19 protein-coding genes are annotated in these 23,756 nt (G+C 64.2%); 8 read left to right on the top strand and 11 right to left on the bottom strand.

Annotated elements, in window-relative coordinates; genetic code table 11:
- Positions 1–236: 236 nt before the first annotated feature.
- The gene (locus tag BLX41_RS14115) at positions 237–926 is read right to left on the bottom strand and encodes a Crp/Fnr family transcriptional regulator (protein WP_123725382.1); all 690 of its coding nucleotides are present in this window, start codon (positions 924–926) and stop codon (positions 237–239) included.
- Between the two features lie 102 nt (positions 927–1,028).
- On the opposite strand from BLX41_RS14115, the gene BLX41_RS14120 reads away from it, so the two are divergent.
- Positions 1,029–1,553: an Mpo1 family 2-hydroxy fatty acid dioxygenase gene (locus BLX41_RS14120; protein ID WP_123725383.1), complete on the top strand. Its 525-nt coding sequence runs from the start codon at positions 1,029–1,031 to the stop codon at positions 1,551–1,553.
- A 44-nt stretch (positions 1,554–1,597) separates the two neighbouring features.
- Here BLX41_RS14120 and BLX41_RS14125 read toward each other — a convergent pair whose 3' ends face one another.
- The 9 genes from BLX41_RS14125 to dibA form a co-directional block, all read right to left on the bottom strand.
- Complete coding sequence (locus BLX41_RS14125) at positions 1,598–3,835, bottom strand: GMC family oxidoreductase (protein WP_123725384.1); 2,238 nt, start codon at positions 3,833–3,835, stop codon at positions 1,598–1,600.
- Entirely contained in the window at positions 3,832–4,344 is a 513-nt protein-coding gene (locus BLX41_RS14130) for a sorbitol dehydrogenase (protein ID WP_123725385.1), read from the bottom strand. Before BLX41_RS14130 ends, BLX41_RS14125 begins: the two co-directional genes overlap by 4 nt.
- Positions 4,341–5,717 carry a cytochrome C gene (locus BLX41_RS14135; RefSeq protein ID WP_123725386.1) on the bottom strand — a complete coding sequence of 459 codons (1,377 nt, stop codon included), beginning with the start codon at positions 5,715–5,717 and terminating at the stop codon, positions 4,341–4,343. The genes BLX41_RS14130 and BLX41_RS14135 overlap by 4 nt, the downstream gene beginning before the upstream one ends.
- A 298-nt stretch (positions 5,718–6,015) precedes the next feature.
- Complete coding sequence (locus tag BLX41_RS14140) at positions 6,016–7,005, bottom strand: sulfate/molybdate ABC transporter ATP-binding protein (protein WP_123725387.1); 990 nt, start codon at positions 7,003–7,005, stop codon at positions 6,016–6,018.
- Positions 7,006–7,008: 3 nt separating this feature from the next.
- Complete coding sequence (gene cysW / locus BLX41_RS14145) at positions 7,009–7,881, bottom strand: sulfate ABC transporter permease subunit CysW (protein ID WP_123725388.1); 873 nt, start codon at positions 7,879–7,881, stop codon at positions 7,009–7,011.
- Positions 7,882–7,893: 12 nt separating this feature from the next.
- Positions 7,894–8,712 (bottom strand): sulfate ABC transporter permease subunit CysT, encoded by an 819-nt coding sequence (gene cysT, locus BLX41_RS14150; RefSeq protein WP_123725389.1) that lies wholly within the window; start codon positions 8,710–8,712, stop codon positions 7,894–7,896.
- Positions 8,713–8,866: 154 nt separating this feature from the next.
- Positions 8,867–9,877: a sulfate ABC transporter substrate-binding protein gene (locus BLX41_RS14155; RefSeq protein WP_123725390.1), complete on the bottom strand. Its 1,011-nt coding sequence runs from the start codon at positions 9,875–9,877 to the stop codon at positions 8,867–8,869.
- A 172-nt stretch (positions 9,878–10,049) separates the two neighbouring features.
- Positions 10,050–10,232: a sulfur starvation response protein OscA gene (gene oscA / locus BLX41_RS14160; RefSeq protein ID WP_022643503.1), complete on the bottom strand. Its 183-nt coding sequence runs from the start codon at positions 10,230–10,232 to the stop codon at positions 10,050–10,052.
- Positions 10,233–10,430: 198 nt separating this feature from the next.
- On the bottom strand, positions 10,431–12,350 hold the full coding sequence (gene dibA / locus BLX41_RS14165; protein ID WP_123725391.1) for a phosphodiesterase DibA: 1,920 nt from the start codon (positions 12,348–12,350) through the stop codon (positions 10,431–10,433).
- Positions 12,351–12,496: 146 nt separating this feature from the next.
- Here dibA and desA point away from each other — a divergent pair, with 146 nt between their 5' ends.
- Positions 12,497–13,681, top strand: coding sequence for a delta-9 fatty acid desaturase DesA (desA, locus tag BLX41_RS14170; protein ID WP_123725392.1), 1,185 nt, complete (start codon positions 12,497–12,499; stop codon positions 13,679–13,681).
- A gap of 187 nt (positions 13,682–13,868) precedes the next feature.
- The gene (locus tag BLX41_RS14175) at positions 13,869–14,861 is read left to right on the top strand and encodes a GGDEF domain-containing protein (protein WP_123725393.1); all 993 of its coding nucleotides are present in this window, start codon (positions 13,869–13,871) and stop codon (positions 14,859–14,861) included.
- 20 nt (positions 14,862–14,881) lie between these two features.
- Here BLX41_RS14175 and BLX41_RS14180 read toward each other — a convergent pair whose 3' ends face one another.
- Positions 14,882–16,096: a response regulator gene (locus tag BLX41_RS14180; protein WP_123725394.1), complete on the bottom strand. Its 1,215-nt coding sequence runs from the start codon at positions 16,094–16,096 to the stop codon at positions 14,882–14,884.
- A 336-nt stretch (positions 16,097–16,432) separates the two neighbouring features.
- Between BLX41_RS14180 and BLX41_RS14185 the strand changes: the two genes are divergently transcribed.
- From BLX41_RS14185 to BLX41_RS14205, 5 genes are all read left to right on the top strand, one after another.
- Positions 16,433–18,610: a TonB-dependent receptor gene (locus BLX41_RS14185; protein WP_185073555.1), complete on the top strand. Its 2,178-nt coding sequence runs from the start codon at positions 16,433–16,435 to the stop codon at positions 18,608–18,610.
- 65 nt (positions 18,611–18,675) lie between these two features.
- The gene (locus tag BLX41_RS14190; RefSeq protein WP_123725396.1) at positions 18,676–20,052 is read left to right on the top strand and encodes an alanine racemase; all 1,377 of its coding nucleotides are present in this window, start codon (positions 18,676–18,678) and stop codon (positions 20,050–20,052) included.
- 27 nt (positions 20,053–20,079) lie between these two features.
- Entirely contained in the window at positions 20,080–21,078 is a 999-nt protein-coding gene (locus tag BLX41_RS14195) for an ornithine cyclodeaminase (protein WP_123725397.1), read from the top strand.
- Entirely contained in the window at positions 21,075–22,499 is a 1,425-nt protein-coding gene (locus BLX41_RS14200; RefSeq protein ID WP_221179210.1) for an MATE family efflux transporter, read from the top strand. Before BLX41_RS14195 ends, BLX41_RS14200 begins: the two co-directional genes overlap by 4 nt.
- Positions 22,496–23,632 carry an aminotransferase class I/II-fold pyridoxal phosphate-dependent enzyme gene (locus BLX41_RS14205; protein WP_123725399.1) on the top strand — a complete coding sequence of 379 codons (1,137 nt, stop codon included), beginning with the start codon at positions 22,496–22,498 and terminating at the stop codon, positions 23,630–23,632. The genes BLX41_RS14200 and BLX41_RS14205 overlap by 4 nt, the downstream gene beginning before the upstream one ends.
- Positions 23,633–23,756: the final 124 nt, after the last annotated feature.

A 23,756-nucleotide genomic window follows, 5' to 3' on the forward strand; every position in this document is an offset into this window, starting at 1 on the left:
CCTATCGTGGTTCGTAGGAGCTGACTGCTGACGAGGGCGATCTTGCGGGCCCCCTCGCTGGCAAGCCAGCTCCTACGGTCGGCAGCGAAATCGCGTGGGACTTTGTAGGAGCCGGCTTGCCGGCGAAGGCGATCTTGAGGGCCCCTTCGCTGGCAAGCCAGCTCCTACGGTCGGCAGAGAAATCGTGCGGGACTTTGTAGGAGCCGGCTTGCCGGCGAAAGCGGTCTTGAGGGCCCCTACGCGGGACCGGCGAGGGTGCGCAGGCGGTCGGTGTCGAGGATTTCAATCTCGCCGTAGCTCAGGCGCAGGATGCCCTGGTTCTGCAGGTCCTTGAGGATCTGGTTGGTGGTCTGGCGCGAGAGCGAAAGCATCAGCGCCAGTTGCTCCTGGGGCAGTTGCAGCAGGTTGCGGCGCTGGGCCACTTCGCCGTAGCCGGCAGCAATCGCCAGCAGGCGGCTGGCCACACGGGCCGGCGCCGGCATCAGGCTCAGTTGCTCCAGGTTGATAAAGGCCAGGCGCAGTTTATGACTCATCAACAGGGCAAACTGGCGCCAGTACTGCGGCTGTTGCTCCAGCAGTTGCAACAAGGTCGACTGCGGCACCTGGAGCAAGGTGCAGGCACCCTCGGCGTAGGCATCGTGGGTTCGCGGCTGGCCGTCGAACAGGCAGATCTCGCCAAACCAGTGGGGCGCTTGCATCAGGCTGAGCAAGGCTTCCTTGCCCTGTTCGCTGACCGCTCCCACCCGTACCGTCCCCTCCAGCACTGCGTACAAACCACAGGGCGGATCGCCCCGCAGGAACAGGCATTGCCCCGGCGCCAAGCGGCGCAGGCGGGCACCGGCGAGCAAACTATTCTGTAAGGAATCCGGCAAGTGGCTGAACCACTGGCCGGTCATCAGGCATTCACGCCACTGCTGCATGTCCATGAACAGGTCTTTTCCTCAAGGCATCGGTGTGATTGTCGCCTAGCTGACAGTGCCGTGATCGGCGGCCGGGCATGATCCAGCCACCCTAACGGAGGAACAACAATGAAAAGCCTCGTTGATCATCTCAGTCAATACGCCGCCTACCACCGCGACCCGCGCAATATCGCCAGCCACTTTATCGGCATTCCCATGATCGTGGTGGCAGTGGCGGTACTGCTGTCCCGGCCCGCGTGGCCGCTGGCGGGGATGGTGGTGTCACCGGCCGTGCTGCTGGCCCTGGCCTCGGCCGTGTTCTACCTGCGCCTGGAGTTGCGCCTGGGCGTGTTGATGAGTGTGCTGATGGGCTTGTCGGTGTGGGCCGGGCAGGCGCTGGCAGCGCAAAGCACCGGACTCTGGTTGAGCAGTGGCCTGGGCCTGTTCGTGATCGGCTGGGTGATTCAGTTCATCGGCCATTACTACGAGGGCCGCAAACCGGCGTTTGTCGATGATCTGTCGGGCTTGATCGTCGGCCCACTGTTCGTGGTGGCCGAACTGGCGTTCCTGCTGGGGCTGCGCCATGACTTGAAACAGGCCATCGAGCAGCGTTCGGGCCCGGCGGCCCTGCGCCAGAAAAAAGCCATGATCTGAAGTCCCTGGCCGGGCGTGCCGACTGCACGCCCGGCCAGGATGGGTCACAAGCCGCCAAACTCCACTCGCACCGTCAGTGCGCCCTGGTTGTCCTGCAGGCCGACACCGTAACGCCCGTCCAGATCGTCATTGATGCACAACTGCAACTCTCCTCGCTGGCCCGCCGGTATCTGCGCCAGATCGCCGATCAGAAAGGGCGTGCCGGTGCTCCCGACGCGGCCGATCAGCGCCCCCTCGCTGGCCCCCGGCAAGGTATAGCCGGACTTGGCGATGTAGGCCGGATTGCCCTGGCCGTCCACCATGCCCCCCGCCGGACTGGCAGACCAATGCCCGCTGACGTAGCGCACCCGCTGCGCACTGATCCCATTGAGCTGCACCCCGGTGCCTTGCCAGGGCTGATTGGCCTGGACCGTCACCGTACTGGCCTTGAGCTCGTTGGCGAGCACATCGGCGGCCTGGAACGACAGCGCGGCGATGGTCAGGCTAGGGTTGGAAGTGCCGCTGCTGGGAAACACCCCGTCTCCCACCAGGAACAGATTGGGGTGGTCCCAACTGCGCTGATGCTTGTCCACCACCGAATACTTGCGGTCGGTGCCCATGCGATAGGTGCCCATCAGGTGCCCGGCCCCCTGGAAGCTGTAGGGCTCTTCATCGTAGATGAAGAACCCGGGGTTCTTCTCCCGTGTCGGTTTGAGATCGGTGAGTTCGGTGGCCCCCAGCAGCTCGGTGATGATGTAGGTGGCGGCCTGCCGGGCCTGTTTGAAGCCCTCCTTGGTGTAGTCCGACAGGTTGTAGTGAATCTCCGGACGGGGGATGCCCAGGCGGTCCTTGTACTCGGTGGAAGGCAGGATGTAGCAGTCGGCGTGATCCGGATCCTTCTCCACCTGTTCCACCAGGAAGGCAATGCGGAACTGGCGGATCAGGCGGTCGTTGAGGGCACGGATCAGGTCCGCTCCAAACAACGCCTGGGGATCCTGCTTGTCCCCCGGTAACGGGTTGGTGTGGCTGTTGTTCTGGCCGTCGATCAGGTCGCACACCGTGGTGTAGGGATCGCCGATCGGCCAGTTCAGGCCCTCATTGCCGATCTCGATGCGCCAGGCCGCTCGGCGGCTGCGAAAGGCCCCATCGCGCAGGCTCTCGATGCCCGCCGTGGACACCGGCCCACGATAAGGGAACACCGTCTGCCCCGGCGGCATCAGCCCCCAGGCCAGGTAGATGGGGTGGTCCGCCAGGCTGCGTCCGACCTGGAGACTGCTGTTGGCCACGCCATTGGGTGCCTCGGGACAGGCTGAGTTGAGCAACAGCTTGGGGGTCTCGATGGCGTGGGCGGCGATCACATAGTGCTGCCCCAGGGCCACGCCATTGGCGGTGGGCGGACCATCCCCCAACTGGTACTGGATGAACTCGATACCGCTGATGCTGGACTTGCCATCGACCCGGACCTTGCTCGCCACGCTCTTGTACAGCACCCGGACATTGCCGGTCTCCAAGGCCTTGTTCAGGGTCACCGTGGCGTCGTACTTGGCCTGGATCGGGCAGATCGGCGTGCAGTTGGTATTGCCCGCACAGACCCGGCGCCCGGCGTAGGGCTCGGAGTTGCGCCCGGCCGGCGTCGGGCTCACCAGCAGCGGCATGCCGGCGAACGAATGGCCCTTGAGCGCCTTGACGAAACGCTCGTCCACCAAAGACAGCGGAATGCTGTGCATGGGGAATTGATAGTCCTCGGGAAAGGTCATGCCCAGGTAGTCCTGGTCACCCACATCCGCCGCCACGCCGATCTCCGCCTCGGCGCGGCAGTAGGCGCTTTGCAGATCCTGATAGCCGATGGGCCAGTCGACCCCGACGCCGTACAGCGACTTGAGGCGAAAGTCATTGGGCAGCATGCGCAGGCAGGTGGCGACCCAGTGCCAGGTGGTGCCGCCGCCCACGCGCTCATAGGTGCTGGTGAAGGCCAGCGGGCCTTTCTGCACCAGGTAGCTGCTCTGCGGGTTCTGCCAGCCGTTGATCAGGTCGGCGATGGTCGGCCGTGGCGCATTCTGCTGGGCCGGCTGCAGCTCTGGATAAAGCTGCGGCTGCAGGTTGCTGGCCGGAGGATAGGGCGACTCCGGGGTCTTCAGGGTGGCGTTGTAGAAGCGCTCCATGTATTGCGTGCGATTGGCCGGAATGCTCGGCCCGGACTCCAGCACCAGGACCTTGATCCCGGCCAGACCCAGTTGATAGGCGATGATGCTGCCTGCCAGGCCGGCGCCAACTATCACCACATCCGCTTGTTCTGTGCTCATGACGAAGCTCCTTGCTGCCCCTTGGCAGGGACTCCGGTAAAGGCCTCCAGGCTTGGCGGCGTCTCGTTCCAGTAGCCGAAATGGAACTGGCTGTAGCCCATGGGATGGGCCTGGGCGGCCTTCCAGGCCCAGCTTTGCTGGTACGCCAGGTCGGACACGACCCACTGCTGCCCGGCCTTGAAGCTGCCGGCGTCATAGGGCTGATACCAGACCCCCAGCAGCCACATCTTCATGATCGAACGACAAGCCTTGGCCGCAGGTGTGGCCGCCGGCTGGCCGTTGTTCATCAGCAGCGCCCGGGCGATCTGTTCCGGGCTCTGCTGGTCGGCCACCAGGCTGGCGTACTGACTCAGCAGGTCATTGAGTTGGGCCTCGGTCAGCTTCGGGCGGATATAGGCCAGAAACTGGCCGGGCAGGTCGATGGGGTCGATCGACGGCGCCAGCAAGGCCTTGCCGATCCCCAGCAACGCCGAGGACAGGCCGACGAAGTTCTCACGCTCGGTGCTCATGGTTTGCTCCCTGCGGTGCCAGTGGATTGGGCACGCTCCAGCAGATAGGTGAAGTCGGCAAAGGTGGTGCGCGGGTTCTGGGTGACCCGGGTGGTCGCGTTGTTGTGGCAGTCCATGCAACTGGAGGACGCCTGGGGCACCGTGCCCTGGATAAAGGTTTCCAGGGTGGCGTTGGCAAGGAAGGTCGGGGCCGGGCTGCCCAGGGGATTGGTCGGCGACGGCGTCTCGCAGTCGGGGGCCGGATCAGCGGGCCATTGGGTGTCGATCATCTGGTAGTTGGCCCAGACACTCTGAGGGTTGGCCGTGCGCAGCAGCGCCTGGTAGGTGCTGTTCAGTGCCTTGGCGGCCTCGGTCAGCGGGACATCGCGGACGATCTGCGATGGTGTGGCCTTGACCGCCGGATTCCAGGGCCGGGGCGGCGGTTCATTGACCTTGGCCGGGCTGGCAGCGTTGTAGAACAGGTACGGACCTTTGCGCTGCTCCGGTGGGGTGGTTTTTTCCGGCACGTTGTCCACGTGTTCGAAGGTCGACCAGACCCACTGCGGCGCCAGCGCGGTCTTGTGCACGATGTGCAGGCCCACCAGCCCCACCGCCTCGGCCTTGCACGACTCTTCCACGATGGGCCCGTGGGTCGGATCGCTGTTGCCGGGGGTATAGACCAGGGCGTCCACCGAATGGAAGCGGCTGCGCTGGTCGTTGCCGTCCAGCACCTTCCACGAGGCCTTGACCATGATTGCGCCGAGCTTCTGGTGAGGATTGGAGCTGCAACTGAAGGCCACGCGGTTGCTCGGGCCGGCGGCGAAATACGCCTGCTGGCCCTGGACGCTGTACAGGCCCTTGTCGACGATATCGTTGAACATCGGCTGGTTGACCACTATTTCATTGCGGGTGTAGGTGCCGCTCTGATCCACCAGCGGGCCGCTCTGGAACGGCTGGATGAACTCGTCGAGGACACCCGCGACCTTGCCCATCTGTTGCAGCAGGCGTCCGGACTTGAGGCCCTCACAGGGCTTGGGAAGAATCGCCGGGGCATCCCAGGCCAAGGGCTTCTCACCCTTGGCCCGGAAGATCTGATAGCTCTCTTTCCAGCCTTCCCAGACGGTGGGACCGTCCTCCTTGCCGATGGGTCCGGTGCCGGGACTGCCGTCTTCCTGGGCCGGCCAGTTGAGGGCGATGAAGGTCTGCCAGGACAGCACGTCAAAATCCCGCTGCAGGCTTTCCAGGGTCGGTGCGGGTGGGGCGGTCACTGCTACGTCGTAGGGTATGCGCGAGGACAGGTCAGGTGGCGCGAGCGCCAGGGCCAAAGGGCTGAGCAGGGCACCGCATAGTGCACAACCGAACCTCGGACCGGGCCGATAGACTTCCTTTTTCATGCTTGTCTCCTTGGCATCAGGCTGGCCAGGAGACAGAACGCCGGTCCTTTATGGACTCTTCAATTGCGCCCTCCTGGCACCATTTCCAGCGTAGATAAGGAATGTTCTGGCCAGGGGACGGGGCATAGATCGAATCGAGCTAGCAGCAATAGCCGAACGCCATCACCCACCGTCGATGCGCGACATCCTCTCCGCAGGAGCCGGCTTGCCGGCGAAGGGGCCTTCGAGCCAGGTGCAAGCCTGAAGGACGCTTTCGCTGGCAAGCCAGCTCCTACAGCAGCCGTGATGCCGGCGGGAGTCAGAGGCTGGAGTGTTTCTGCCAGACCTTGGGCTTGAAGAACAGGGTCTCGCCACGGGCCAGGCCGATCAGGCTGTCGTGGTCCTTCACCACTTCGGCTTCGATCAGCTCGCTCTGGCCCTCAACCCTGAGGGTGACCCGAGTGGTAGCACCCAGGGGACGGATGTCGCGTACTTCGGCGGCGTGGTGGTCTTCCAGTTCCGAACGCGACAGCGACACTTCGTGGGGACGGAACAGCACGTGGTTGTCCTCCCCCAGGTGCAGGCGGTTGGAGTCGCCGAGGAAGTGGTAGACGAAATCGCTGGCCGGGTTCTCGTAGACCTCGCCTGGGGAGCCGATCTGCTCGATCACGCCCTTGTTCATCACCACGATGCGGTCCGCCACTTCCATGGCTTCTTCCTGGTCATGGGTGACGAATACCGAGGTCAGGTTGATGTCTTCGTGCAGCCGCGCCAGCCAGCGCCGCAGCTCCTTGCGCACCTTGGCGTCGAGGGCGCCGAAGGGTTCGTCCAGCAGCAGCACCTTGGGCTCCACCGCCAGGGCGCGGGCCAGGGCGATACGCTGGCGCTGGCCGCCGGACAATTGCTCCGGGTAGCGATCGGAGAGCCAGTCCAGTTGCACCATGTTCAGCAGCTCATGGACCTTCTCGGCGATCTTGCTCTCGCTGGGACGCTGGTTCTTGGGCTTCATGCGCAAGCCGAAGGCAACGTTGTCGAACACGCTCATGTGGCGGAACAGGGCGTAGTGCTGGAACACGAAACCGACGTTGCGATCACGCACGTCGTGGCCGGAAACATCCTCGCCGTGGAACACGATGCTGCCGTCGTCCGGGGTTTCCAGGCCGGCGATGATCCGCAGCAGGGTGGTCTTGCCACAGCCGGACGGGCCGAGCAACGCCACCAGCTCGCCGCTGTGGATATCCAGGTTGATGCTGTTCAGTGCCTTGAAGGCGTTGAAGTTCTTGCTGACGTTACGGACTTCGATCGACATGACTTATTCCTCCGCGGCGCTGGCGCGCAGGCGGTTGATTCGGGATTCGCTCCACTGCTTGAGCAGCAGGATGAACAGAGCAAGGATCAGCAACAGGCTGGCGACGGCGAAGGCGGCCACGTGGTTGTACTCGTTGTAGAGGATTTCCACGTGCAGCGGCAAGGTGTTGGTAACCCCGCGGATGTGCCCGGACACCACCGATACCGCACCGAACTCGCCCATGGCCCGGGCGGTACAGAGCACCACGCCGTAGATCAGGCCCCATTTGATGTTGGGCACGGTGACGTGCCAGAACATCTGCCAGCCATTGGCCCCCAGCAACCTGGCGGCCTCCTCTTCCTGGGTGCCCTGCTCCTGCATCAGCGGGATCAGTTCCCGGGCAACGAAGGGCACGGTGACGAAGATGGTGGCCAGGACGATGCCCGGCAAGGCGAAGACGATCTGGATGTCGTGGTCCGAAAGCCACGGGCCGAACAGCCCCTGGGCGCCGAACATCAGCACATAGACCAGGCCGGCGATCACCGGCGACACCGAGAACGGCAGGTCGATCAGGGTCACCAGGATGCTCTTGCCGCGGAACGAGTACTTGCTCACGCACCAGGCCGCGCTGACCCCGAACACCAGGTTCAAGGGCACGGAAATCAGTACCGCGATCACCGTGAGCTTCAGCGCCGACAAGGCATCGGGCTCGAAGATCGCTTCAAAGAACGCACCGATGCCCAGCTTCAGGCCCTGGGACACCACGATGAACAGCGGCAGCAGCAGGAACAGGGCGAAGATCAGCCAGCCGAGGCCGATCAGCAGGCGCCGCGAGGTGGCGCTGCCACGGCGGGCGGCGTTGGCGGAGGACGCAGCGGAAATGGACGATTGGGACATGGTCGCGCCTCCTTAAGGTCGTTCGATGCGCCGCTGCAGCAGGTTGATCAGCAGCAGCAGAATGAAGGAAACCACCAGCATCAGCACGCCGATGGAAGTGGCGCCGGTGTAATCGTACTGGTCGAGCTTGACCATGATCAGCAGGGGCAGGATTTCGGTCTTCATCGGCATGTTGCCGGCGATGAAGATCACCGAACCGTACTCGCCGACGCCCCGGGCAAAGGCCAGGGCAAAACCGGTGAGCCAGGCCGGCAGCAGGGCCGGCACCAGGATATGGCGGAACACCTGCCAGGGCTTGGCGCCCAGGCAGGCGGCGGCCTCTTCCACTTCACGGGGAATGTCCGCCAGCACCGGCTGCACCGTGCGCACCACGAATGGCAGGGTGACGAAAGTCAGCGCCAGGGTGATGCCCAGGGGCGTGTAGGCGATCTTGAAACCCAGGTCGGTGGCGAACTGCCCCACCAGGCCGGTGGGCGCGTAGAGCGCGGTCAGGGCGATGCCCGCCACGGCGGTGGGCAGGGCGAATGGCAGGTCGATCATGGCATCGATGATCTTGCGGCCGGGGAAGGTATAACGCACCAGGACCCAGGCCAGCAGGGTGCCGATGATGCCGTTGATGATGGCCGCATACAGCGCGGTACCGAAGCTCAGCTTGAGCGCGGCGAGCACCCGTGGCGCCGAAATGATCGCCCAGAACTGTTCCCAGGTGAGTTGCGCGGCATGTACGAACATCGCCGCCAGGGGGATGAGCACAATCAGGCTGAGGTACACCAAGGTGTAGCCCAGCGTCAGCCCGAAGCCGGGTATGACGGGGGAGATACGACGCGACATAAGAGTCCTTGGTTAGCGGAACCGATACGCAAAACCCGCAACTGAATGCGGGCTCTACCTGGTAGGAACCGGCTTGCCGGCGAAAGGCCTGCAAGTCGTGCATTGCCCTTCAGGGCGCCTTCGCTGGCAAGCCAGCTCCTACGGAGGCTCGGGTTTATTGCGCGGTGTAGATCTGGTCGAACACACCACCGTCATTGAAGAATTTCGGTTGGGCAGTTTTCCAGCCGCCGAAGTCCTTGTCGATAGTCACCAGGTCCAGTTTGGGGAACTGCTGGGCATATTTGGCGGCTACGTCCTTGTCCCGGGGACGATAGAAGTTCTTCGCGGCGATTTCCTGGCCGGCCGGGCTGTACAGGTGCTTGAGGTAGGCCTCGGCGATCTCGGTGTTGCCTTTCTTCTCGGCGTTCTTGTCCACCACCGCCACCGGCGGCTCGGCAAGGATCGACAGCGAAGGCACGACGATGTCGAACTTGTCGGCGCCGCCGTCTTCCTTGAGGGCCAGGAAGGCTTCGTTTTCCCAGGCCAGCAACACGTCGCCCTGACCGTTGTTGACGAAGGTGATGGTCGAGCCGCGGGCGCCGGTGTCCAGCACAGGCACGTGCTTGAACAGCTCCTTCACATATTCCTGGGCACGGGCTTCGCTGCCACCGGCTTTCAGTCCATAGGCCCAGGCGGCAAGGAAGTTCCAGCGCGCACCGCCGGAGGTTTTCGGGTTCGGGGTGATCACCGAGACGTCTTTCTTGATCAGGTCGCCCCAGTCCTTGATGCCTTTGGGGTTGCCCTTGCGCACCAGGAACACGATGGTCGAGGTGTAGGGGGTGCTGGCGTCGGGCAGGCGTTTCTGCCAGTCCGCCGGCAGGGTCTTGCCGAGCTTGGCAATTTCGTCGATGTCACCGGCCAGGGCCAGGGTCACCACGTCGGCACGCAGGCCGTCGATCACCGCCCGGCCCTGTTTGCCGGAACCACCGTGGGACTGCTGGATCTTCACGTTGTCGCCGGGATGCTGCTTTTTCCAGAAGCTGGTGAACTCGGCGTTGTAGTCCTGGTACAGCTCGCGGGTCGGGTCGTAGGACACGTTGAGCAACTCGTAATCCTTGGCAACGGCGGAACCTGCAAAAACGGCGCTGGCGAGGGCGGCCAGGGCATAACGGCGAATCGACGACATGATGGAGCTCCCGAAATTTTTTAATGTGCTGGCATTTTTCTTATGGCGAATCAGTCCCGCATTCGCGGGCGAACGCTGGGGTTCAGGCTGGGGGTCATGGATGACGCCCTCCGGTTATCCAGTCGGGCCTCTCGATCACGAGAGGGTGCTGCGGTCTTCAACTGTGCTGCAGTTAGCTGGGTTTGTTGCCGGGCTGTTGCAGGCGGAATTTTTCCTTGCGCTCGATCTGCACGACCTGGGCGTTGTGCACGGTGATTTCCACCGCACCGAAGCGCAGATCGCGCAGGGCGCTTTGAATTTCCCGCAAGATGGTTGCTTCGTCCTGGCCGTCAACGCTACGTAGAGATGCGCTCATGGTGCTGCTCCTGAGTGAGATGTGCCTGGCAGTGGCGGCACTGCTTGCGGCGTGGGAGCAATAGTAGATAGGCGCGGATATTCTTAAAAATACTATTTAAGAATGTTTATATAACCAGAAGAAATTATTTGGCGGGACACGGGCTTACGCCCCAGGCCCCCCCTGCAACCGTCGCCGCAACGGCTACAAGGGCGGTCATCAGCGAATCTGCGGAGCGTTGTTCCAGACCAGTTGCTCAGCGGGCATCGGCCTCCCGAACCAGTAGCCCTGACCCAGGTCGCAGCCGTGCTCGAGCAGGAACCGCGCCTGCTCCGCTTGTTCGATGCCCTCGGCGTGAACCTGCATGCCCATGCTCTGGGCCAGGGCGATGATCACCCGGGAGATCGCCGCATCGTCTTCATCGAACGGCAGGCCGGCGACAAACCCCTGGTCGATCTTGAGTTTCTGCACCGGCAGGCGCTTGAGCCGCAGCAAGGAGGAATAACCCGTACCGAAGTCGTCGATGGCCAGGCGAATGCCCAGTTCACGCAGGCGGTGCATCTGCTCCAGGGCCACCTCGGGATCGTCCATGACCGCGCTCTCGGTAACCTCCAGCTCCAGGTAGGCCGGGTCCAGGCCCGTGTCGTGCAGCACCTGGGCCACCTGCTGGTACAGCTCGCTGCGAGCGAACAGGCGCGTCGAGACATTCACCGCGATAAACGACAGCACCACGCCCTCGGCCTGCCACCGGCACATCTGCCGACACGCCTGCTGCATGACCCAGGCATCGATCTCGCCAATCATCCCGGTGCGCTCGGCAATCGGTATGAACTCCGCCGGCGACACCAGCCCGCGTTCGGGATGCTCCCAGCGCACCAGGGCCTCGACGCCGATCAGGCGTCTGCTCTTGAGATCGTGCACGGGCTGGTAGTAGACCCGCAGCTCCTGCTGCTCCAGGGCCCGGCGCAGTTCGAAGGCAATCTCCACCCGTTGCTGGGCATGGGCGGTGAGTTCTTCGGTGTACAGGGCATAACCGTTGCGCCCGGCACTCTTGGCCTTGAACAGCGCCGAATCGGCGTTGCGCAGCAGCTGACTGGCGCTCAGGGCATCACTGGGGAACAGGCTGATGCCGATGCTGGCGTTGATCACCACCTGCTGCTCACCCAGTTGGAAGGGCTCCTTGAGGCCGTCGATGATGCGCTGGGCCAAGGCTGCGGCCTGCACCAGCTGCGGGCAGCTTTCCGCCAGCACCGCGAACTCGTCGCCCCCCAGGCGCGCCAGGGTCATGCCCGGGCCGAACATGCTTCCCAAGCGCTCGGCCACGGCCTTGAGCAACTGGTCGCCGACGTTGTGGCCGAGGCTGTCGTTGATCATCTTGAAATGATCCAGGTCGATCATCAGCATGGCGCAGCCGCGCTTGTGGATCTGCGCCGACGCCAGGGCCTGTTCGGCGCGATCGGTGAACAACAGGCGATTGGGCAGGTCGGTCAAGGGGTCGTGGTGAGCCAGGTGGGCCAGTTCGTGCTCGGAGTCCTTGATCGCGCTGATGTCGGAGAACACCGCGACATAGTGGGTGAGTTCGCCTTGCTCATCGCGGATCGCGCGAATGCTCTGCCATTGCGGGTAGATCTCACCGCTCTTGCGCCGATTCCAGATTTCGCCGCTCCATTCGCCGGTTTTCTGCAGCGAGTCGAACATCGCCTTGTAGAAGTCCGGTGAATGGTGACCGGACTTGAACAGGCTCGGCTGGCGACCCAGCACTTCTTCGCGCTGGTAGCCGGTGATCTCGATGAAGGCCCGATTGACGTGGACGATCTGGCCCTGGGTATCGCTCACCAGCACGCCCTCGCGGGTGCAGTCGAATACTGCGGCTGCCTGGCGCAGGCGTTCGCGGTCCTTCTGCTGATGGCGTAGCCAGCGGTCGGCTCCCAGCACCCGCAGCAAACGGGCCCGGGCAAAGAAGATCAGCACCGCGCTGACCACCGCCCAGGCGTAACCACTGATCATCTGCCAGTGGGCCTGGTCGGCGAATTCATCGAAGAAACTGCTCAATAAATAACCACTGAACTGCAGCCACACCAATGACAGCAGCAGGTAAAGCAGCGCGGCACGCAAACCATTGCGATAAGAAACCGACATAAGCCCGTCTATTTCCACACGAAAAGTTTGGGATTATAGAGGAAGAAACATTCCGCCACTCTTATCTGAAAGGGCGACTGGTTTTCTCAGTGGGCTTGGTGATAATGCCAGAGCTGTTTTTTTCTTTATCGAGGGCCTTATCGCCTATGTGGTATGAAGGTTTACTTGGCTTGTCCGCCTGGCAACTGGTGGCAGTCACCCTGTTGATGACCCACGTGACCATCGTTGCGGTCACGGTCTATCTGCATCGCTATTCCGCGCACCGTTCCCTGGAACTCAACGCCGGCCTGAAACACTTCTTCCGCTTCTGGCTGTGGCTGACCACGGCGCAGAACACCCGCGAGTGGACCGCCATCCACCGCAAGCACCACGCCAAGTGCGAAACCGTCGACGACCCCCACAGCCCAGTGATCAAAGGTTTGTCCACGGTGCTGCGCAAGGGCGCGGAGCTGTATCGCGAAGAGGCCAAGAACCCGGAAACCCTGCGCATCTACGGCAAGAACTGCCCGGAAGACTGGATCGAACGCAACCTGTACAGCCGCTACAAGCTGGGCGGTATCGCGCTGATGGCGGTCATCGACCTGCTGCTGTTCGGCACCATCGGCATCACCATCTGGGCGATCCAGATGATGTGGATTCCGTTCTGGGCCGCAGGCGTCATCAACGGCCTGGGCCACGCCGTCGGCTACCGCAACTTCGAATGCCGCGACGCCGCCACCAACCTGGTGCCCTGGGGCATCATCGTCGGCGGCGAAGAGCTGCACAACAACCATCACACCTATCCCAACTCGGCCAAGCTCTCGGTGAAGAAGTGGGAGTTCGACATGGGCTGGGCCTGGATCAAGCTGTTCAGCCTGCTGCGTCTGGCCAAGGTCCAGCGCGTGGCGCCGATCGCCCACCGGGTCGAAGGCAAGGGGCACCTGGACATGGACACCGCCATGGCCATCCTCAACAACCGGTTCCAGATCATGGCCCAGTACCGCAAGCTGGTGATCGGCCCGCTGGTGAAGCAGGAACTGGCCAAGGTCGATCACTCGGTGCGCCACCAGTTCCACCGCGCCAAGCGCCTGCTGTCCCGGGAAACCAGCCTGCTGGAAGACCGTCACCACCTGCGTATCCAGAACATGCTGGAGCACAGCCAGGCGTTGAAAGTGATCTACGAGAAGCGCCTGGCCCTGCAGCAGATCTGGGTCAAGACCAGCGCCAACGGCCACGACATGCTGGCGGCGATCAAGGACTGGGTCCACGAGGCCGAGGCCAGCGGTATCCAGTCGCTGCGGGACTTTGCCAATCAGCTGAAAACCTACTCCCTGCGCCCCAACGCAGCCTGAGCCAAAGCCCCTCGCCACAAGCTGGCGAGGGGCTGTTCCGACCGTCCGGCGGGCGCTCGCAGTATCGCCGTCACGGCCGGGAACTTAGCGTCCGATCCCCTATCTCAAGCAACACTTCGCCACCCAGGCGGGCTTGGTTGTAGCCGCTGTCGAACTTGGCGCGGCACACCTTTTGAGATCTGTGCCGATGGTCAATAAGAACCCACACACTCCATCCTCCCTTCCCCAGTGGCCCGAGGCCGCGCACACCCTGATGGCCCTGATGCACGCCCAAGGCGAAGTTGCTCGCCTGACCGAGCGCGAGCAGCTGTTCAGCTCCTTGCTGGTCAGCGTCAACGCGGTGCTTTGGGCCTATGACTGGGAACATCGCCAGGTGCTCTATGTCAGCCCGGCCTATGAGCGAATTTTCGGGCGTCCCGCGGGCCTGCTATTGGCGGACAGCAACCAATGGCGCGACAGCATCTATCCCGATGACCTGGAATACGCCGAGCGCAGCCTGGCCCAGGTGCTGGAAAAAGGCGCGGTGGAAGATCGCGAGTACCGCATCATCGACGCCGAAGGCCAGGTACGCTGGCTCAGCGACAAGTGCTTCATCAACCGCAATGCCGAGCCCGGCCAGCGCCTGATCGTGGTGGGCATTGCCGAAGACATCACCGACAAGAAACAGCTGGAGGCCGAGCTGCAACGCCTGGCCACCACTGATGTACTGACCCAGAGCAGCAACCGCCGGCACTTCTTCGAATGCGCCAACCGCGAATTCGAGCAGGCGCGGCTGCAAGGCTCGCCCCTGGCCTTCCTGCTGCTGGATATCGATGACTTCAAAGTGATCAACGACACCTATGGCCACCCCGAAGGTGACATCGTTCTGCAGCGCATTGCCGAGAGCGGACGTGCAGCACTGCGTCGGGGCGATCTGTTCGGACGCATCGGCGGGGAAGAGTTTGCCGCCGTGTTTCCCGGTTGCGCCGCGGACATGGCACGCCAGGTGGCCGAGCGTCTGCAGCGGGAGATTCAGCGCCAGAGCTTCAGCCACCAGGGCCAGGTCTTCAGCATCACCGTCAGCCAGGGCCTGACCAGCCTGCAGCACGAAGACGAAAGCCTCGACAGCCTGTTTGCCCGCGCCGACGCGGCAATGTACGAAGCCAAGCGTCAAGGCAAGAACCGCATCGTCAGCGGCTGACCGCCATCCCCTACGGCGGATCAGCCTTTGCGCAGGCGGGTCAGCTCCGGCAGGCCGACTTTGAGCAGCCGTGCGCTCTTGCAACGCGCAATCTCCTCCACCCCTTCATGTTCGGTCAGCCGCGCCAGCTGCGCCGCCAGGTTCATCACCAGGGCTTCGCGGGAATAGACGCCACCGCCCAACTGGTAGATCGAGGCGATCAGCTCACGCAGCTCCAGGGGCATGCGCCAGCGGGTACGCAGGGCCGAGCCATAGGCGGCGCCAAAACGCTCCAGGGCGTCGCCGATCTCTTCCTGGTCATCCAGTTCGCCTCCGGCCTGCTTCCACTCTTGCAGGCACCTGAGCAGCGCCAGGTCACCCAGACGGTGCAACAGGCCGGCGCAGTAGCAGCGCTCCTGGTCCAGGTCCAGCAGGCGGGCCAGGGTCCGACCGTATTCAGCCGTGTGCAGTGACAGCCCCCAATAACGCTCGGCGTAGTCGGACAGGTCCGGATCGCTCAGGCGCGCACTGCGCTTGAGGGCCAGGCCGAGGATCAGGTTCATGCTCTGTCCGGTGCCCAGGCGATGCAGGGCCTGGGACAGGGTCTGCACGCCTCCGCCATTGTGTTGCGCGGCGCTGTTGGCCGCAGCGATCAGCACTGCAGTGACCTGGGGATCGGTACGGATCTCCTCCTCCAGCAGCTTGAGGTCCAGTCCGTCGAGGTTGAGGCTGCGCTTGACCGCCAATTGCACGTCGGTCAGCAACGGGGCGCCGTCGGCGATCTCGCGGCGGCGCTCGAGAAACGTCCACAGGGTCATGCCCGGAGCCAGGGCCGGCACCTCGCAGGAAACTTCCTGGCCAGCATCCAGCAGCAGTCCCTGCAGGCGCTGGGTCAGGCCTTCCATGTTCAAGGGTTTGGTCAGGTAGGCGGTAGGCGCCAGGGGCAACGCCTCGCGCACGCTGGCACTGTCGCTGCGCACGCTGAGCAGAATGAATGGCTGCAACGGGTTGCGCTTGCGCTGGCGCACGGAGCGCAGCAAGGCGAGGCCGTCGATGCCCGGCAACTCCCAGTCGGCAATGACCAGGTCATAGGGTTTGGCACTCAACAGTTCCAGGGCTTCCTGACCGTCGGCACACAGATCCAGGCGCGCATCACAGCGAACGTTGAGCAGCACTTGCTTGAGCAGATCACGGGACCAGGGATCGGCCTCGGCAATCAGCACACGAGGTACGGCGGGTAAATCAACAGCGGTCATGCAGCACGCTCCGGTAACTATGGGTGCACCTTAGTCAAAGCAAGCGGATTCATACAGGCAAAAACGCCAACAGCCTCGCAAAAACCAGGAAAAGTGCTTGGTAAACGGCTTATCAGCACTCCCGCCAGCCCCTAGGTTCCAGAGTTTTGGAACGATCATCAGGGGAGAGCCTTGCACGAAAAATAAAAACGTTATAATGTTTCATTCGAGAATAATTCTCACACATGAAATGGGCGCCAGCAAGGTTTTCGGCCTCGGCAGAACAGGGCTCATCAACGAGCCAAGGCAGAATGGGCAGCGGCGAACTTCATGTTCCGTCGAGTTAAGGGACTACAGATGAACGAGTTGTACGGATCAACGCCGCGTTGTGCATTCACGGTCTTGGCCGGCGTCTTTTCAGCCTGGTGCAGCCTGCCTGCCGCCGCAGCGCAGGAAGTCCGGGCAGAACGCAAGGCCGAGCCCTTGAACCTGGACACCAGCCATATCCTCGCCCCGCCCCTCAACGATGCCTACGAGGTGAATGCCGGCGCCTTCGGCGCCAAGACGGCCATGGAGATCCCCCTGGTGATCCAGAGCTACGACGCCAAGACCATCGCCGGCTTGTCGGCGCGTACCGCCGTCGATGTGCTCAGCCTGGACCCCTCGATCCTCAGTGCTTCCGCCGGCAGCGGCTTCGACAACTTCCGCCTGCGCGGCTTTGCCATGGATAACTTCAACACCATCCGCCGCGAAGGCCTGGCCCTGGCCCCGCACCATGACGTGCCCCTGGAAAACGTCGAGCGCATCGACGTGCTCAAGGGCCCGTCGGGGTTCCTGTACGGGGTCAACTCCCCCGGTGGCACGATCAACTACATCCTCAAGCGCCCGACCCTCGACCCCCTGCTCAACCTGACGCTGCAGGGCTCGTCCCTGACCGGGCGCTACATTGCCATCGACAACAGCAACTCCACCGCCGACGGCGCCTTCGGCTACCGCCTGAATGCCGGCTACGAAAAGAACGGCAACTACAATCACGCCCGGGACATGGAGCGCAAGTTCATCGGCCTGGCCACCGACTGGCGCTTCAACGACCGCGCACTGCTGCAACTCAACGGCGACTGGTCGTGGAAATCCACGGTGGCCGATCCCCTGCTGCGGGCCGACCAGAGCCACCGCGCCAACCCGCTGGATGCCTCGAGCTACGTCAGGCCGCCGAAAATCAACCGCCGCGACCTGCTCACCGGTTCATGGTTCCGCCACCAGACCGAGGGCAAGAACCTCGACGCCAAGTTCGAATACAGCCTCAGCGACAACTGGACCTCCATCACCCAGGCCAACTACTCGCGGGTCGAACGCCACGGCGGCTACAACGACCTGTTCAGCATCCAGCCCAATGGCGATATCGGCGCCGCCGACCTCTACGTTTCCCGCGGCGAGGTGTTCAGCACCTGGTCGCTGCAGTCCTACCTGGCGGGCAAGTTCAGCACCGGCACCTTCTACCACGATGTGTTCCTGGGCACCGGCTACAAGCAGTTCAAGGACCGCAGCCCGGCCTGGGACGATATCAACAGCGCCACACCCGGCATCAGCGTTGGTGACGTTTCGGTGGGCAACATCCTCCATCCGGTGCAGCCGCCCAAGCATCATTTCGGCCCGGAGAACGACATCGAGTTCGTCTCGCGGATCAAGGAAAGCTCGGTCTTCGCCAGCGACCTGATTTCCCTCAACGAGCAGTTCCAGGTGCTGCTCGGCGGGCGCTACATCTGGTACCGCGCCGATCACCTGTCGGCCAGCGCCCTGCCCCAGAGCCATGACGTCTTCGTTCCCAGCGCCGCCCTGATCTACCGCCCGCAGGAAAGCTTGATGACCTACCTGAGCTATTCCCGCGGCCTGGAAAAAGGCGACTACGCGCCCTGGAATGCCACCAACAAGAACCAGCCCACCGATGCCATCGAGTCCGAGCAATACGAAGTCGGGCTCAAGACCCAACTCAGCTCGCGCTTCAGCCTGGGCCTGGCGCTCTTCGAGATCCGCCGCAACGCCAGCTACCTGGACACCAGCAACACCTTCGTCAGCAAGGGCCAGTATCGCCACCGCGGCATCGAGCTGAACCTGAGGGACCGGCCGACCGAGTCGCTGACCCTTGACGCCAACCTGGCCTACCTGGCAACCCGCCTGGAAGACGTGGACGACCTCAGCGTCGCCGGCAACCGCACCGAAGGCGTGCCGAAATGGAAAGGCACCTTCGGCGCCGAATACCAGTTGCAACGCATTCCCGGCCTGTCCCTGGACAGCACCCTGAGCCTGGTCGGCAGCCGCCCGGTGGACGCCCAGAACAGCGGCTACATCCCCGGCTACGCCCTGCTCGATGCCGGCGCCAGCTATCGCACCCGGCTGGGCGGAACGCCGGTGACCTACCGGGTCCACGGCAAGAACCTGACCAATACCTACTACTACGCCAGCACCTACTACCAGGGCGGCCTGGAAGTGGGGCGCGAGCGCGAGGTCTTCTTCTCGGCGCGCTTCGAATTCTGACCTGACACCGCATCGGCACCCGGCTGCCGACGTCAGCGACTCTGCCAAGGATGAAAACGTCAGTCATGCAACAGCCTTCCCGCGCCACCGCACCCCAGCCGTCCGCCCCCCTGAGCAGCCGGCGGCACCCCCGCGTCGACGACCTGCTGGGCCAGCACCCGGAAACGCTGCACAGCCTGGTGCAGGGCCTGGGTTCGCCCTTGCACCTGATGCTGCCGCAGGTGTTCACCGACAACATCCGCCAGTTCCAGCGCGCCTTCGAACAGGCGCCGGCCAGGGGCTCGCTGCTGTTTGCGAAAAAGGCCAACAAGGCCGACTGCCTGATCCAGGCCTGCTGCCAAGCGGGCATCGGCGTCGATGTGGCCAGCGTCGGCGAGCTGGAAAAGGCCCTGGGCGGCGGCGTGCCGGGCCGGGCCATCGGCGTCTCCGGTCCGGAGAAAAGCGAGCGTCTGCTGGAACTGTGCCTGAGCCACCAATGCCTGCTGGCCATCGACTCGCCCAGTGAATTGCAGCGTCTGCTGCACCTGGCGCGCCGCCGCGAGCAGCAGGCCCGGCTACTGCTGCGCTATCTACCCGAAAGCCAGCCACAGAGCCGCTTCGGCCTGAATCCGCAACAGTCGGCGCAGGCCATTGCACTGTGCCGGGAGCACCCTCGGTGGTTGTGCCTGACGGGGTTTTCCTTTCACCTCGGCGGCTATTCCAGCGAGCAGCGCGCCCAGACCGCGAGCCAGTTGCTCGACCTCTGCGTGAACACCCGTGCGGCGGGCCTGGAGCATTGCAAGCGTCTCAACCTGGGTGGCGGCTTTGCCGTGCAATACGTCCATCCCCAGGCCTGGGCGCGCTTCCTCGAACAGGATCACCCCAGTCATTACCACGGCGCTCGCACCTTCAGCGGCTTCTATCCCTACGGTGCACCACGCGCCACCGCCGACGCCCTGGCGGACATTCTCGCGACCCCGGTGGATGCGGCCATGAGCCTGGCGCAAAAGGCCGAGCGTTACGCCATCGAGTTGATGATCGAGCCCGGCCGGGCGCTGCTCGACCAGGCCGGGATCAGCGTTTTTCGCGTCCAGGGGGTCAAGGACCGGGATGACGGCTACGCCCTGATCACCGTGCAGGGCAGCAGCTTCAGCCTCTCGGAGCAGTGGTTCAACAGCGAGTTCCTGCCCGACCCCCTGCTGCTGCCCGCCGAGCCCCGTCCGGCCGCGCCCTTCGTCGCCTGTGTCGGCGGCTCCACCTGCCTGGAGTCCGACATGCTGACCTGGCGCAAGATCCGTTTCGACCACCCGGTGCGCCCCGGCGACCTGCTGGTCTACCTCAATACCGCCGGCTACCAGATGGACTCCAACGAGTCGCCGTTTCATGAAGCCCGGCTGCCGCACAAGGTCGTCATCGAACTCGACGGCCCCTCCCTGCGCTGGAAGCTCGACGGGCTGGCGTGAGGTTTTGTTTGCCAAGAAGGAGTCAGGATGAACCGCTCAACGCAATACGCCGCGCCCGGCGAACTGTGGTTGCTTGCACAGGCCGACCTGGAGGATCTGGGAGTGCGTCACGAGGACGTGCTCAAGGTGGTGGAACAGGCCTATGTCGCCCTGCGCAACGGCGACTCGCAAAACCCGCTGAAAACCATCGTCGAACCGGCGGACCAGCACTCCATCAGCTACTCCATGGTAGGGCGCGATGGGGCCAGCCAGACACTGGGCTTCAAGGTGGTGTACGAGCATGACCCGCAACGCCAGCGCGACGCCTACCGCTTTCACTCCTTCATTTTTCTCTGCGACGACCGCAGCGGCCAGCCCATCGCCCTGATGGACGTCGCCCAGCTGGGGCCGATGCGCACCAGCGCGACCTCGGCGCTGATGGCCCGGGCCGCCTGCCCCGACGCCCGCACGGCACTGGTGGTGGGCAGCGGCGCGCAGGGGCAGATCGCCCTGCCGATGCTCCTGGCCGCCTTGCCCGGGCTGCAGCGCCTGCAGGTCTACGGGCACTACACCGACGGCCTGCAGGCGGTACGCGAAAACCTCCGGCACCACTGCCCGGGGCGCGATGTCGAGGTGGTCGAAGACTTGCCGCGGGCCGCCGCGGACGCCGACATCATTCTCGGCGTGGCCGGCCTGACCGCCCGCCACCAGGTCAAGCGGGCCTGGCTCAAGCCCGGTGCCGTGGCGGTGCTGGTGGGCTACGGCATCGATGCCGATGTGCTGCATGGCGCCGACTACCGCATCGCCACCGACAGCGCGCAGATGCGTGTCACCAGCGCCGACCTTGCCGCCGCCGACGGCAGCCTGCCGGAGGTGGACGCGCAACTGCCGGACATCCTCCTCGGCCATGCCCCGGCACGCCGCCATGAACGGGACATTGTCTTCGCCTACAACAGCGGCATGGTGGTCACCGACGTGGCCCTGGGCCGATACCTGGCGGACCTGGCCCTGGCCAAGCATCGCGGGCAGAGGGTCAAGCTATGGTGAGCCCGACATCCCGCAGCCAATCCCCGTGGCGCCAGGAGTTCCTTCCGCTGCTGCTGCTCGCCTGCCCGCTGATCCTGACCAACCTGGCCCACGTTGCCCTGACCACCATTGACATCGTGGTCCTGGGCACTCTGGGTGCCCGGGAGATTGCCGCCGGCGGCCTGGCCATCGCCCTGTTCAACCAGTTGCGCACCACCGGCACCGGCCTGGTGACCGGCGTCAGCAACCTGGTGGCCCAGGCCAACGCGCGCCAGGATCATGAACAGATCCGCCAACTGCTGGTGGCCGGGCTGTTCTGGGCAACCCTCAGTGGCGTGCTGTTCATTGCCGTACTGCTGCTTCTGGAGCGGCCCCTGGTCTGGCTCGGGCAGGACCCGCAGGTGGCCCGGGACACGGTGCAGTTCCTCGCCATCATCGCCCCCGGCCTGCTGCCCTGCCTGTGGTTCCAGACCTTGCGGCACTTCACCGTCGGCCTGAAACGCCCCGGGCCGCTGTTGGCCATTACCCTGGTGTCGATCGCCCTCACCGCCGGGCTGAACTACGGGCTGGTCTTCGGCAAGTTCGGCCTGCCGGCCCTGGGCTTCAAGGGCGTGGCGCTGACCAGCAGCCTGGTGTTCCTGCTGTCGCTGCTGATGTTTCTCGGGGTGGTGCTGAAGGACCGCCAGCTCGCCCAGTACTTCGACCTCAAGCAGCTGCGCTGCTCCTGGGCGACCCTGGGCGCAGTGTGGAAGCTCGGCCTGCCGATTGCCGGCACCTACGCTTCGGAGGCCGGCTTCTTCAGCGTACTGACCCTGCTGATCGGTACCCTGGGCATGGAGGCGCTGGCCGCGCAAACGGTGCTCAACCAGATCATCTACATCGTCTTCATGTTCTCGGCCGGGATCTCCCACGCCGCCTCGATCCATATCAGCGAAGCCTTCGGCGCCAACCAGTACGCCCGTGCCCGCCAGCTGGGGCACATGGGCCTGGTGGCCGGCGCGGCGCTGATGCTGCTGTTCGCGGTGCTCTACCTGCTGTTCGCGCAGCAGATCGTGGCGCTGTTCATTTCCGCTGAACAGGCCGCCAACCACCAAGTGCTGAGCCTGACCGCCAGCGGCCTGCTAATTGCCGCGGTGCTGCAGTTCTTCGATGCCGCGCAGAACATCGGCAACGGCATCCTGCGGGGCCTCGGCGACACCGCTGGGCCCTTTCGTCTGTCCCTGTACGGCTACTGGCTGGTGGGCCTGCCCGCCGCCTATGGCCTGGGCGTGCTGGCGGCGAACGGCCTCTTCGGCATCTGGGTCGGCCTGGCCATCGGCCTCGCCGTCACCGCGCTGCTGCTGGTGCTGTCGTTCGAGCGCCAGATCAAGGCCTTGCTGGCCCAGCGTCATCCGAGCCAAACCCAAGCAGGCGGCATGCATGCTGCCAAGGAACCGACATGACCCTCGACCGATCCGCCGTCGTCCTCAAGCTGCTGCGCGCCAGCGTGCAAGCCCTGCCCCTGTACGACCCCGGAGCGGACCCGGAGCAAGTGGCGCAACGCTGCGCCGGGCAACCGTTGCTCAAGCTCAGCAACAATGAGAACCCCTTGGGCGTCGCCCCCGCCGCCCTCGCAGTGCTGCGCGACTACCGCCCCGAGCGGCTCGGCCTGTACCCCGACCCGGCCTGCCTGGCGCTGCGCCGGGCCCTGGGGGAACGGCTCGACACCGACCCCGGCCACCTAATCATCGGCAACGGTTCGGAGAACCTGCTGGAGCTGCTGTGCCTGGCCTTTCTCGACCCGGGTGATCGGGTGGTGACCCAGGCGCCGTGCTTCGGCCTGCACGAAATCTTCCCCTTGATGATGGCGGCGCAAGTGACCAAGGTCGCGCCACACCCGGACTTTTCCTGCAACCTCGGCGCCTGGCGCAGCGCCCTGGCCGCCCCGAGCAAGATGCTGCTGATCAGCAATCCGTCCAACCCCCTGGGCACCATCTTCGATCAGCAGACCCTGGCTCGGCTGATCGATGCAGCCGCCAGCGATACCCTGCTGGTGATCGATGAGGCCTACTACGAGTTCGCCTGCGCCGACCCGGATTTCCCCGAGGTGCTGGGCCTGTTACGCGCCCAGCCGCGCCCCTGGATCGTCCTGCGCACCTTCTCCAAGGCCTATGGCCTGGCCGGGCTGCGAGTGGGCTATGGGATTGCCAGCGACGCCAGCCTGGTGGCCGCCCTGGACCGGGTGCGCACCCCCTACAACATCAACCAGCTGGCCCAGCAGGCCGCCATCGCGGCCCTCGGCGACCAGCAGCATGTGGCCCGCAGCCGTGCCTTTGCCGCACAGCTGCGGGCGCCCATGATCGAGGCCCTCCGCGCTGCGGGATTCAAGGTGGCGCCCTCGCGCACCCACTTCCTGTTCATCGATACCGGGGTCAATGCCCTGGAGGTCGACCGCCGCCTGCTAGAGCAAGCCATGATCATCAAGGCCTGGCGTGAGCCGGGCTACGAAACCTGCATCCGCATGACCCTCGGCCAGCCCGAGGACAACAGGCGCTTGCTCGCCGGATTGCAGCGTGCCGTACAGGCGCTGCGCTGAATCCACCGGCGCGGCCCGACCGCAGTTGTCTGACCTGAGACCCGTTTCCTGCCCGCTCACTCTTTCGAGGTCACCATGCATTCGCGACAACCCGACTCCGCCATCAAGCACCAGGTTTCCGATC

This window comes from Pseudomonas protegens, assembly GCF_003732485.1.
In the GTDB taxonomy this organism is placed as follows: domain Bacteria; phylum Pseudomonadota; class Gammaproteobacteria; order Pseudomonadales; family Pseudomonadaceae; genus Aquipseudomonas; species Aquipseudomonas protegens_B.